The sequence below is a fragment of the Bradyrhizobium sp. B039 genome (assembly GCF_038965675.1).
GTDB classification, from domain to species: domain Bacteria; phylum Pseudomonadota; class Alphaproteobacteria; order Rhizobiales; family Xanthobacteraceae; genus Bradyrhizobium; species Bradyrhizobium diazoefficiens.
On record NZ_CP152416.1, the window covers coordinates 796,232 to 807,868 of the forward strand.

At 61.0% G+C, this 11,637-nt stretch carries 8 protein-coding genes and 6 pseudogenes; 6 read left to right on the forward strand and 8 right to left on the reverse strand.

What is annotated here, in order from left to right; genetic code table 11:
- Positions 1 to 4 precede the first annotated feature (4 nt).
- The 4 genes and pseudogenes from AAFG50_RS03725 to AAFG50_RS03740 form a co-directional block, all read left to right on the forward strand.
- Entirely contained in the window at positions 5 to 1,627 is a 1,623-nt protein-coding gene (locus AAFG50_RS03725; RefSeq protein ID WP_014498635.1) for a gamma-glutamyltransferase, read from the forward strand.
- Positions 1,624 to 2,487: a 7TM domain-containing protein gene (locus AAFG50_RS03730; RefSeq protein WP_014498636.1), complete on the forward strand. Its 864-nt coding sequence runs from the start codon at positions 1,624 to 1,626 to the stop codon at positions 2,485 to 2,487. Before AAFG50_RS03725 ends, AAFG50_RS03730 begins: the two co-directional genes overlap by 4 nt.
- Complete coding sequence (locus AAFG50_RS03735) at positions 2,478 to 3,524, forward strand: ATP-grasp domain-containing protein (RefSeq protein WP_011090946.1); 1,047 nt, start codon at positions 2,478 to 2,480, stop codon at positions 3,522 to 3,524. Before AAFG50_RS03730 ends, AAFG50_RS03735 begins: the two co-directional genes overlap by 10 nt.
- 552 nt (positions 3,525 to 4,076) lie before the next feature.
- Positions 4,077 to 4,328: pseudogene (locus AAFG50_RS03740) on the forward strand (IS5/IS1182 family transposase); the annotation flags it as partial.
- Here the strand turns inward: AAFG50_RS03740 and AAFG50_RS03745 are convergent.
- Positions 4,316 to 4,913, reverse strand: a pseudogene (locus AAFG50_RS03745) (transposase); the annotation flags it as partial. The pseudogenes AAFG50_RS03740 and AAFG50_RS03745 overlap by 13 nt on opposite strands.
- 94 nt (positions 4,914 to 5,007) lie before the next feature.
- On the reverse strand, positions 5,008 to 5,337 hold the full coding sequence (locus tag AAFG50_RS03750) for a hypothetical protein (RefSeq protein ID WP_016848551.1): 330 nt from the start codon (positions 5,335 to 5,337) through the stop codon (positions 5,008 to 5,010).
- A gap of 332 nt (positions 5,338 to 5,669) precedes the next feature.
- Here AAFG50_RS03750 and AAFG50_RS03755 point away from each other — a divergent pair, with 332 nt between their 5' ends.
- A complete protein-coding gene (locus AAFG50_RS03755) occupies positions 5,670 to 5,996 on the forward strand; it encodes a hypothetical protein (RefSeq protein WP_162130962.1) in 327 nt (108 codons plus the stop codon).
- Here the strand turns inward: AAFG50_RS03755 and AAFG50_RS03760 are convergent.
- The 6 genes and pseudogenes from AAFG50_RS03760 to AAFG50_RS03785 all read right to left on the reverse strand — a co-directional run.
- A pseudogene (locus AAFG50_RS03760) lies at positions 5,905 to 6,539 on the reverse strand (DDE-type integrase/transposase/recombinase); the annotation flags it as partial. The gene AAFG50_RS03755 and the pseudogene AAFG50_RS03760 sit on opposite strands and share 92 nt — an antisense overlap.
- A gap of 147 nt (positions 6,540 to 6,686) precedes the next feature.
- Positions 6,687 to 6,926: pseudogene (locus AAFG50_RS03765) on the reverse strand (integrase core domain-containing protein); the annotation flags it as partial.
- Between the two features lie 109 nt (positions 6,927 to 7,035).
- Entirely contained in the window at positions 7,036 to 7,797 is a 762-nt protein-coding gene (gene istB, locus AAFG50_RS03770; RefSeq protein ID WP_011090937.1) for an IS21-like element ISFK1 family helper ATPase IstB, read from the reverse strand.
- Between the two features lie 18 nt (positions 7,798 to 7,815).
- Positions 7,816 to 9,357, reverse strand: a complete 1,542-nt coding sequence (gene istA, locus AAFG50_RS03775; protein ID WP_011090936.1) for an IS21-like element ISFK1 family transposase — start codon at positions 9,355 to 9,357, stop codon at positions 7,816 to 7,818.
- Between the two features lie 162 nt (positions 9,358 to 9,519).
- Positions 9,520 to 10,414 (reverse strand): annotated as a pseudogene (locus AAFG50_RS03780) (IS3 family transposase); the annotation flags it as partial.
- Between the two features lie 84 nt (positions 10,415 to 10,498).
- Positions 10,499 to 11,244 (reverse strand): annotated as a pseudogene (locus tag AAFG50_RS03785) (helix-turn-helix domain-containing protein); the annotation flags it as partial.
- Positions 11,245 to 11,352: 108 nt separating this feature from the next.
- Here AAFG50_RS03785 and AAFG50_RS03790 point away from each other — a divergent pair.
- Complete coding sequence (locus tag AAFG50_RS03790; protein WP_014498644.1) at positions 11,353 to 11,565, forward strand: aldehyde dehydrogenase family protein; 213 nt, start codon at positions 11,353 to 11,355, stop codon at positions 11,563 to 11,565.
- Positions 11,566 to 11,637 lie beyond the last annotated feature (72 nt).

Consider the following 11,637-nt stretch of genomic DNA (forward strand, 5'->3'; position numbering starts at 1 on the left):
CGAAATGCGCGCGATGCTGATGCCCAACTTGGAGCGCGTGGAGCTCGACGGCCCTGCCGCTTCCGTAGGGCAGCGCCACGAGGCTGTGGTGACGGCTTTCCCGAACGCTACCGAAGCCGGGGTGGAAATCCTGCGCGCCGGCGGAAACGCGATCGACGCCGCTGTGGCCGCCGCCTGGGCGCTTTGCGTGTGCGAACCCAGTGCATCGGGTCTGGGCGGGCAGACCGTGTTGCTCGTCCGTTTTGCGGATGATCGAATTCGGATCATCGACGGACATTCCCGTGCGCCCGCAGCCGCTTCGCTCGACACGATCAAAGCGGGCCAGCAGCGGCGCGGGTATCGCTCCTGCACGATTCCATCGACTCCCGCGACGCTGGACTGGGCGCACAGGAAATACGGCGTGCTCAGCCGCGAAACTGTGATGGCGCCAGCGATCCGCATTGCGGAAGAAGGCTATCCGATCACGCCATTGCAGCACCGACAAGCCCGATGGGTGGCCGATGATCTGCGAGCATCGCCGGCCGGTGAGCTGTTTCTCCAAGACGGTCTGCCACCGGAAATCGGCCACATGTTTCGACAACCGGAGCTCGCGGGCACGCTTCGCCGGTTGGCCGATTTCGGCACCGAGGACTTCTATCACGGCGGAATTGCCCGGCAGATCGCAGCCGATATGCGAGCGGCCGGCGGTCTCATCACCGAAGAAGATCTAGCAAGCTGCGGTCCGCCCGCACAGGTGGAGCCGGTTTCGACGTCCTATCGCGGCCATCGGATTCTCAGCATCCCGCCGCCTAGCGGCGGACTGCAACTCTTGTTTGCACTTAACATCATCGCGCAGATATCAGCGACAAACTCGGAGTCATCCGACGATAGCTGGCACGAAGCGATCGCGCTCGCGTCATCCGCCGTCTTTCGCGAGCGGGAGCTCCGCCCGTTGCTGCCCGATGATCTCATTCCGCAATCGCGTCAAGGGCGGTTGAGCGAAGATTACGCGCGGCAAGTCGCAGATAGCATCCTGGCGCCGCAAAGTACCAAAGAGCTCGCGACCGACAGTGCCGAAGAACCGGGCGATACGACCCATCTTTCGGTCTGCGATCGAGATGGCATCATTGTAGTGCTGACACAGTCTATCCAATCGGTGTTCGGCGCCAAGGTGGCACACCGGGATCTGGGTTTCCTCTACAACAATTATCTGTGCACGTGTCCCCGCCTTTCTCACCCCTATGAGCTCGGACCAGGTTGTCGACCGCGCTCGAACATGGCCCCAACGCTGGTGTTACAGGGCGCCACCGGCCGCCCGCTCCTGGCACTGGGCGCCGCCGGCAGTCGACGGATCATTTCGGCAATTCTCCATGTCCTAAGTGGAGTCATCGACTTGGGCTTGGATATCACGGACGCTGTGGCGGCGCCTCGCGTACATGGACTGGTCGGTCGCAAAGTCTGGATCGAGCGGCCGGCAGCCAGCAATGCCCTGTTGGCAAGATTGCGCGCCCGTAACCGCATCCCAATCGTCAAATCACGACTCAATTTTGCGATGGGTTCGGTCAACGCGCTCCAACTCATGACTGACGGAAGCGCGAAAGGCGCTGCCGATCCCCGGCGTGATGGCCTGGTGGAGGTGCTCTCTTGAGTGAAACGTGCAGAAATAAGAATGCCTCGGCGGACGCCGCGCCAAAGACCGATTGGTTGCTCGTGGGCCTCTTTGTCCTGCCGCTCGGCGTAGCGCTCGCCAAACTGCCGATGCTATCGACTTCGTCCATCAGTGCGAGTTTTGTTTCGCTCACAGAGTTACCGGCCCAGTTCCACAAGTCAGCCGAGAGCGTGGTGTTCGTCTCCTTGGGAGCTGTCTTCGTCGTACTCTTTCGCCTCACTCTTGGCGTCAGGGTGCTGGGGCTTCTTCGGCCGATCTTGTTGGCGATGGCTTTCGATACCGTCAGCATCCCGATCAGCCTTGCCTTCCTGCTGTTCGTACTCCTCGTCGTTGTCGCCTTGCGGCCGCTGCTCAAGACAGACCACAGTTACGCGCGAGTGGCTGTGCTGTTGAGCTTGGCGGCAGCGCTGCTGTTTGCGCCTTTGACCGCGGGGGAATGGTGGCATATCGCCTGGCTTCGTGAGATTGCGTTCTTTCCGGTTATCGCCTTGTGTTTGACCTGCGAAAGCTTCGCAAAAGTGCTCGACCAAAATGGAGTCCGTGAAGCGATCTGGCGCGCCTTCACGACGGTGTTGGCCGCCCTCATCATCGTGGCTCTATCGAGTTTGCCAGGCACGTTGGAACTCTTCCTGCGATTCCCGGAACTGCTGTTGGTGCAGGCCGGGTGCATTTTGCTAATCAACAAGTATCTCGATTTCCGCTTGTTGGAAGGAGTGAACCCGCTCGTCGCCTGGCCTTGGGGCGCGGGCACTCCAGGCGAGCCGTCCCTCTCGATCTGCCAAATCCAGGCGAATGAACGTGAAAGCCGGCAACATACAGGGAGCAGCTCATGCGGGTAGCCGTCGTGTGGAACGATGATCATAGGGGCGTGATCAACCACTTCGGTCAACCTTGCCCGGAGAAATACGGCCGCAAGACGGTCGAAAGCGTGGTGGCGGCACTGCAAGAGGGTAACCACGACACGCTGCTGTGCGAAGGTGATAAAGGACTGCTCGCGACGCTTGAGCGGTTCATGCCACCCGATTCGCAAGCCCGCCCTTCAGGGATCGTTTTCAACATGGCGTACGGAATTCAGGGCGAGTGCCGCTACACGCACGTTCCGGCCATGCTCGAGATGGCTGGCGTTCCGTACACCGGCTCCAGCCCGCTCGGGCACGCACTGGCGCTCGACAAGGCCATTACCAAACAGCTCATCCGCGATTGCGGCGTGCCGACGCCGAACTTTCGTGTGATGCGTAGGGGCACCGAGAGTACCGGCGATCTGTGCTTCCCGTTGGTAGTAAAGCCGCGTCATGAATCCACGAGCTTCGGATTGCAGCTCGTATATGAGCCCGCCCAGTTGAGACAGGCCGTAGAAGTGATCGTCACGCAATATGCGCAGGATGCACTCGTAGAAGAATACATCGAAGGGCGGGAGATCTGCGTTGCCCTGCTGGGAAACGGAGAGCTTGAGGCGTTGCCTCTGGTGGAGCAGGACTTCGGCGAGCGCGAGACGCGTCTTATCACTTGGGAAGACAAGATGCACATGGCGGTCGTGGAGCCCCAGAAGATTTGCCCGGCGCAGGTCGGGAGCAATCTCGCGACAATACTGCGGGATATTTCGGTTGCGACCTTCCGCGCCTGCCGCTGCCGGGATTACGCCCGCGTCGACATCCGGATCGACCGCTCCGGGCACCCCTTTGTCCTGGAGATCAACTCGATGGCCGCACTCGGTATCGGCGCGTCTTATGTCCTGGCCGCGAAAGCCGCCGGGTACACCTTCTCGAGTTTGGTCAACGGTATCCTCGACGTCGCCCACGCGCGGTATTTCGGAACTGGCATTTCCCAGGCCGAACAACCGTCAAATCGCGAGCGGATTTATTATGCCGCTGGGTAGTGTGTTGAGAGCTGTCACTTTTTGTCGATCGTATGGTTCGGCGGAGCAACAATAGCGATGTTTGCACAGGCAAATGGAGGGCGGTTTTCCTGCCGGACTCGAAACTGATGATGCAGACGATCGCTGAAGCTGTGCGCTCGGGTTGTTGGTGCCGGCACTTCCGGAGGGATGGGCGGAAACGGCTTGCGTGCGCGAAAGGACCTGGCGGGAAATGCGGCGACATATGCAGACCGCGATAACGACCGGTACCGACTGCCTCGTTATCTTAGCTTTACAGTTGGTGCGCCGGGAGACTGGCAAGGTGCATGGCTCGGATGTTTCAGGAGTCGTCATCTTTCGCAAGACGCTGCGACGAGATCAGCTCCTCAAATTCTTCGCTAGCCGCCCGTGAAGAATTCGGAAGCGATTGATACGTCGCGATGATTTAACCTGAGCAAGTATTCGATTTTGCAAGAAAGCCGGGGGGAGGGTCGGTTTCTTGCGTTTTGGGATACCGGATTTTGGTGGATCGTGATTCCTTTGACGGCAAGATTCGCTGTTGGAGAACGGGCCGTGAGTCAGCCGCGCGACGATCGCCAGGACGACCTATTTCGGGCTTCTCTGGATGCGATCATCAACCTTCGTCATCCGCTGGTGCGGCTTGCGGCGGAGATTGATTGGGATTTTCTGGCGAAGCGCTTCAGCTCGGTGTGTCGCACCGGGCCGGGCCAGCCGCCGCTGCCAACGAGGCTCGTGGCCGGGCTGTTCATCCTCAAACATATGCACAATCTGTCTGACGAAGCGCTGTGCGGGCGGTGCTTGGAATGGATGCCGTCGGCCCAGATGTAGATGTAGCGCTTCGCCGACAGATCGCGCTTCTGCCACGCGGCGTGCTCGTCAATCCGACGTCCTGCAGCCGGCCGATCGCGGATGCCGACAACCCGCCAGCATCGTTGCCGAGCAGCGCCGGCAGCGCCTCGGAGAAGTCGCCGGTCGAGATCCCTTTCAGGTAAAGGATCGGCAGCAGTGTCTCGATCGACTTGGAGTGGCGCATGTTGGCCGCAGCATCGACGGAGAGAACCGGCGCCCAGGTAGCGGCCGCCTCGCGAGCGCGTACACGCGGCCGGCGGACGGCGACCGGACCGATGCCGGCCATCACCTCGCGCTCCGGCAGGTGACCGTGGCGCGCGATGCGCTGGTGGCCGTCCGCGGTCTTCAAATCGGCATGCTGGCCGAGAAAGTCTGCGACTTTGGCCTCGACCGCCTTGGCGAGAAGGCACGTGCCCCGTTGCGCAAGACTTCTGTGAGTTGATCGTCAACGATTCCTGGCTGAATCGGCTGGATGACGTTATCGTTGGACACGGCATATCGCTCCTTCGGTGGAGAAGTGGAGGCGTCAAGCCCCCCCACGGGGTGCCGCCTTTGCGATTCCGCCGTCACCAACTTTCAGCGATAGCTCTCTTGCGCTTCCCGCGCACCGGCCGGTTCAATTCCAGAGGTGGCGCTACCTCACACCGATCTCATCCACCGCGTCCGCCAGCGTCCTCAGAAACGATTGGTGCCAATCATTTTCATCAGACAGCAGCCAAGCCGGTAGGCTGGCTACGTAGCGGCTCAGGGCGATTACGCCCGCAAGCGTAGTAGGCTTGGAGTGGATGAGCACGTCTGCATACTCCTCGAGAGCCAACCCTCTTTCCTCGCTGATCGCGTCGGCGGCATCAAACTCGGGACCTGCGACAAGTTTCGAGGATACCGATGCCGCGGCGGCGTGCTGCGCGGAAAGCTCGCGGTGACGCTCAATCACATCAAAAATCGTATCTAATTCAGTCGCCATGGCGCATTTGCCCCAGGCCACATCAGATCGGCACCAACCAATCTTGGTAGGTGCTTCCAGTCGTTCTCAGCGATACTGTCTGGTAGCGCCCTTGGAATTGAGCCTCTCGGGGAGGTGGTCGGTCTCGCTAATCCAAGGGCGAAGGCTGGCCACCGAAGTTTGCAGCGCGTGGTGGGGACAGCGCTTCCGGAGCCGTGAGCGCCGAGTCACCGCCGCCAACTTCACTGGCAGCGTGGGCGCGGCAGGAACAGCGGCGGGTTTTCACTCTCCACGGCGTCGAGTCATGTCCGCGTGCCTCCAAGTCCGCGTGTGCGCCGCAGAGTGGAGCAACCATGATGCCCACATTTATTGCCTCGTACGATCTAAAAGAGGCTAGGCCAGACCCGCACGAACACTTTCTTACAAATGCGATCGAGTACGGCTGGTTTCCCTGGATTCTGGACCATGACGACACTCTATTTACTCTTCCGAACACCACCTTGGAGGGTTCGTTTGTCGACCAAACGCAAGCGGTCGCAGCACTCAACGCAGCAAGGATAGAGACGGAAAAAGAGCTTGGGATCACGGTCATGATGGAAAAATGGATCGTTTCCCTCGGATGCGTTTTCGTTCTGCGAGGATCGCCTCGGCCCTGCCGAAGTAGGCATCGGCTGCTGTGAGGTTGTCGATGCTCTCATGATAACGGACGTGATTGTAGTGTTCGACGAAGGCCCGTACCTGACGTTCGAGATCACCGGGCAGGTAGTAGTTGTCGAGCAGGATGCGGTTCTTCAGCGTCTGATGCCAGCGCTCGATCTTTCCGCTCGATCTTTCCCTGGGTCATGGTACGGAGCGCCGCGCACATGCTGCATGCCCTTCTGGTCGAGCCACTTGGCCAGATCGTCCGCCACGTAACTCGAACCATTGTCGCTGAGAAGCCTTGGCCGGTGCGCGACGGCGATGTGGTCAAGGCCGGATACAGCGAGTGCCTGGTCGAGGGTGGCTGTGACGTCGGAAGCGCACATGGTGGGACCAAGCCTCCAGGCCACGATGTAGCGCGAGAAGTCGTCAAGCACGGTCGAGAGATAGTACCACCCCCATCCGGTGATCTTGAGGTAGGTGAAGTCGGTCTGCCAGAGCTGACTGACGGCCGTCGTCTTGTCCTTGAACTCGTTCGCGGCCTTGATCACCACATAGGCCGGGCTGGTGATGAGGTCATGCGCCAGAGCTGGCCCCGGTTGTTTGGACAGCGCCCCGCTGGATTTAAGTGGATTCCTGCCGGGTTATGCTGAACGCGAGGCTTTACGGTTTTGTCGTTGCGTCGGGAGGGCGTAGCCCGACCAGAGCGACGACAAAACCGTCGGCGACGGTCATGCGGCCATCACCATAGCTTGCGTGCCGAAGTAAGCCTCGTCGGGCGTGCGCCCGTCAAGGCTCGAGTGAGGGCGTCCCTGATTGTAGAAGGCCAGATACTTGGCAATTGACGCTAGCGCCTCGGACACGCTGTCGTAGGCGCGGAGATAAACTTCTTCGTATTTGACCGTGCGCCAGAGCCGCTCGACAAACACGTTGTCGCGCCAGGCGCCCTTGCCGTCCATGCTGATGGCGATCTTCGCGTCAGCTGCGGATTTCACGGATCGTGAGCATCGATTTCGCGCGATCGTGAGCACTGAATTCAGACGATCGTGAGCAGCCCGCTACGGCCGATGGGAGATAGAGTCAGTGTTCTGGTTGGCCGTCAAGGGTGATGGTTTTGGCGCTGCGTTTTCGCATGCTTTCTCCGGTGAGCTGGAGGCGGTGGGCGTTGTGGACGAGGCGATCGAGAATGGCGTCGGCGACCGTGGGGTCCCCAATGGCTCCATGCCAGGTGTCCACGGGGAGCTGACTTGTGACGATGGTGGATGCGCGGCCATGTCGGTCCTCGAGGATTTCGAGCAGATCGCGGCGTTCCGCGGCGGTGAGCACCGATAGTCCCCAATCATCCAAAATCAGAAGCTGAGCGCGGCCGAGGCTTTTGAGGAGCCGGGCGTAACGTCCGTCTCCGCGCGCGAGCGCGAGCGCCTCGAACAGCCTTGGAACGCGATGATAGAGGACTGATCGGTTGTCGCGGCAGGCCTTGTGGCCGAGCGCGCAGGCTAACCAACTTTTGCCCAGGCCGGTTGCCCCGGTGACGAGCAAATTCTCGTGGCGATCGATCCAGCGACCTTCGACGAGTTTGGCGAAAACGGCGCGGTCGATGCCCCGCGGGGTGCGCAGATCGACGTCCTCGACGCAAGCAGTCTGGCGCAGTGCGGCGATCTTGAGGCGCGTGGTGAGCCGCCTGGTGTCGCGTTCGGCGGCTTCGCGGTCGACCAACAGGCCGATGCGATCTTCGAACGGCAGGGCTTCGAGATCGGGCGATCGGCGCTGCTCCTCGAAGGCCTTGGCCATTCCGGTCAGGCCAAGCTCGATCAGCCGTTCGTGGGTTGGGTGGTTAAGCATGCCGGGTCTCTCCTTGCTTCAGTGGAAGTAGTCGCGTCCGCGGATGTTGCCGTGGCGCAGGGGCTGGTGCTCGAAAGATTCGTCGAAGAACGTGCGATCGAGGCCGTTCTGGAGGATCGATCTAATCGAGGCGACGGAGCGCGCCTTGATGAGGATGCCCCTCCGGCAGGCTGCGTCGAGGCGTTCGGCGCCGTAGCTTTTGACGAGCGCCAGAATGCCAAGGCAGGTTCGAAAGCCTTGTTCTGGATGGGGCCGGGCGTCGATCACGGCCTGGAAAAACGCTGCTGTCGAAGGACCGATCCGCTCGCCGGCGGCGATCACCGCGGCGGGGGTCCATTCGCCGTAGCGGCGATGGGCGCTGGGCATGTGGTCGGCGATGGTGGTGTGTCCGCGTCGGTTGGGCGCGCGGGCATGGCTGGCGATCCGCTGGCCCTTGTGGAAGATCTCGACCGTCCGATCGTCGATACGGGCATCGACCAGCTCGCCAATCAGACGATACGGCGCGGAGTACCAATGGCCGTCGACCTCGACATGATAATCGGGAGCGAGGCGGCAGCGCTTCCAGCGTGCGAAGGCATAAGGCTGATCTGGCAGCGGGGTTAGCTTGGGTTTGTCGAGTTCGGCAAACAGTTCGGCGCGGCTTGAGCCGAAGCCACGCATTTGACGAGCATTGAGTTCGTCGACGAGTGTCTTGATGGCGGCGTTGAGCTCGGCCCGGGAAAAGAAGCGCTGATTGCGCAGCCGGGCCAGAATCCAGCGCTGGGCGATTTGCACCGCGACCTCGACCTTCGCCTTGTCTTTTGGGCGCCGCGGCCGTGCGGCGAGAATGGCCGTGCCGTAATGGCTCGCCATCTCGGCATAAGTGCGATTGAGGCCGGGATCGTAGCGGTCGGGGTTGCTGACGGCGGCTTTGAGGTTGTCGCAGACCACGAACGTCGGCGCACCGCTCAAAAACGTGAACAAGTTGACGTGGGCCCGGATCCAGTCGGCCAAGCTCTCGCTGGGGCAGGCCTCGGCGTAGGTGTAGTTCGAAGCGCCCATCGCCGCGACGAACAGCTTCATCGGCTGCACTTCCCCGGTCAGGGGATCGACGATGTCGATGGTGTCGCCGGCGAAATCCACGAACACCTTCTCGCCGCCCAGATGAATCTGCCGCATCGAAGGTCGGACCCGCCCCTTCCAGGCCTCGTAGGTAGTGCAGAACCACGTGTACCCGAAACCGTCGGGATTAACGGCGCGATACTCCTCCCAGAGCAGGCGACGGGTTACGTTGCGCCGGCGGAGCTCCTTATCGATGTAGCTCCAGTCGGGCACCGGCCGCTGCGGGCTCTGAGACGCTGGTCGTGGGGCTGGGAAAAGCAAAAGCTCCAGGTCTTCATCGGTCATTCCCTCCGGAAGCGGCCAGCTCAACCCAGCAGAGCGGGCGCGGCTCAGGTAGCTGTGCACAACGCCGTTGCTGACGCCCACGCTCCGCGCGATGGCCCGCTCTGGCAGGCCTTGAAAATGTTCTAACCGAAGGACTTCCTTGATCCGGCGCATCGACAATCTCTGGGTAGGCATTGGGCTTCCTCGTTAACCACGAGGTCATCCCTAAGCCGGTTGAGTTGTCGGCCGAAGCGCTGCAAGGCTCCGAAAGCCTTGCTCACGATCCCGCGAAATCGTTGCTCACGATCGTCTGAAATCTCTGCTCACGATCCCCTGAAATCCGCGCTCACGATCCCGCGAAACGCGCACGTCCAGCAGCACATCGGTGAACTCGAGGCTGGTGAACTGGCTGCCCTGATCCGTGTTGAAAATCTCGGGCCTGCCGTGCTTCGCCAGCGCCTCCTGGACCGCTTCGACGCAGAAGGCCGCCTCCATTGTGATCGAGACGCGATGGGCCAGGACCCGTCGGCTGAACACATCGACGACCGCCGCGAGATAGACGAAGCCACCCGCATCGGAATGTAGGTGATGTCCATTGCCCACGCATGGTCGGGCCGCTCGATCTTCAATCCGCGCAACAGGTACGGGTAGATCTTGTGACCCGGAGCCGGCTTGCTCGTGTTCGGGCGACGATAGACCGCCTCGATCCGCATGCGCTTCATCAGCGTCGCGATGTGGCGGCGACCGGCGTATACGCCCTCCCGCCGCAGCAACGATCGCAGCATACGCGCTCCCGCGAAGGGATAATCGAGATGCAGCTCATCGAGCCGACGCATCAAGGCAAGGTCCTCGGCCGAAACTGGCCGAGGTTCATAGTAGACCGTGCTGCGAGCCAGCTTCAGGACCTTCGCCTGGCGCACGATAGAAAGATCATGACCGCGGTCGATCATCGCTTTGCGCTCAGCAGGCCCGCCTTGGTGAGCGCGCCGGACAAAAAATCGTTTTCCAACGCCAGCTCGCCGATCTTGGCATGTAACGCCTTCAAATCGACCGGCGTCTCGGCCGATGTCTTGTCATGCCCAAACACGCCGGCGGCGCCTTCCAGGAGCTGGTTTTTCCAGATCGTGATCTGGTTCGGATGAACATCAAACAGTTGCGCCAGCTCCGCCAGTGTCTTGTCGCCTTTGACCGCAGCCAAAGCAACCTTCGCCTTGAATGCCGGAGAATGCGTCCGGCGGCTCTTCTTCGTCATCTTCGCTCCTGATTCGCAGCAAGAATCCTCGCCGCTGTCAGGCAGAAAATCCACTCAAGCTACTGTCCGAATTTGCGGGGCCAGCTCTGCCTTCAGCAGCCGGTAGACCGAGGCCTCGGATACAAAGTACTTTCGTTCGTCGGTGAACCGCACGGCCAGCTCGCGTGGCGACAGCTCAGGCAACTCCAACGCCAGGTCGATGATCTGACCCCGCACATCGTCGGGGATGCGATTCCAGACCCGGTCTGGTCGAGACCGGTGATCGGCCAGCGCTTCAACGCCTCCCTCGCGGTAGCGATCATACCAGCGATAGAATGTGGCGCGCGGGATACCGAGCTTGTCCAGCGTGCGCTTGGCGGGAAGATGCGATTGCTCGACCTGCTGGATGATCTCGGCCTTCTCAGAGGCGGGATACCTCATGCCTCGTCCTCCCCCTCTCTCACCCGACAGGTGAATGCGGAGCATTCACCTATAGAGCCCGTTCATGCTATTTTTGAGCAGACGGTTCTCCAGGGTCAGATCGGCTACGGCCTCCTTCAGGGCAACAGTCTCCCGGCGGAGATCCTTCACCTCGCCGGAGGTCGCAGCTCGTGCCGTGTCGCCCGCCAGGCGGCGCTTGCCGGCCTCGAGGAACTCCTTGGACCAGCCGTAATACATCGAGGCGGCAATGCCCTCGCGGCGACAGAGCTCGGAGATATTTTCCTCGCCGCGCAATCCTTCCAGCACAATGCGGATCTTCTCCTCCGACGAATAATGCCGGCGGGTTTGTCGCAGAATGTCTTTTAGAACTTGTTCTGCGGCACTTTGCCCGGTACGGATTTCTGCTTCATCTTCGCTCCTGGTGGCTACGATGAACCAGAAATCCTCCCTCCGCAAAATCCTTCAATTTGTCTCACAGGTCCTGACGGCGAACACCCTTCGACGATGAGGCGCGCGCCGTGAAGTTGGCCAACGACACCGAATTTGGGCCGATTTCCTACGTCTACACCGAGGACCTGAAGCGTGGTTTGCGCCTTTCCGGGCAAATGCAGAGCGGCATGGTCGCGCTGAACAGAGGACTTGCGTCCGATCGGGCGGCGCCCTTCGGTGGCAGCAAGGCAAGCGGCCTCGGTCGTGAAGGCTCGAACCGAAGGCATCAAGGAATACCTTGAAACCAAAGTACATTGCGGTCTCGCTCTAGCGCGCGATGGGTAGTCGTGTGCCGATCTTTGGACGAGCGGATC

Excerpts from the sequence above, each read along its gene's own strand:
- AAFG50_RS03750 (WP_016848551.1), bottom strand. The coding sequence starts at position 5,337 with ATGGCGACTGAATTAGATACGATTTTTGATGTGATTGAGCGTCACCGC.
- AAFG50_RS03755 (WP_162130962.1), top strand. The coding sequence starts at position 5,670 with ATGATGCCCACATTTATTGCCTCGTACGATCTAAAAGAGGCTAGGCCA.
- AAFG50_RS03735 (WP_011090946.1), top strand. The coding sequence starts at position 2,478 with ATGCGGGTAGCCGTCGTGTGGAACGATGATCATAGGGGCGTGATCAAC.
- istA (WP_011090936.1), bottom strand. The coding sequence starts at position 9,357 with ATGCCTACCCAGAGATTGTCGATGCGCCGGATCAAGGAAGTCCTTCGG.
- istB (WP_011090937.1), bottom strand. The coding sequence starts at position 7,797 with ATGCTTAACCACCCAACCCACGAACGGCTGATCGAGCTTGGCCTGACC.
- AAFG50_RS03725 (WP_014498635.1), top strand. The coding sequence starts at position 5 with ATGCGCGCGATGCTGATGCCCAACTTGGAGCGCGTGGAGCTCGACGGC.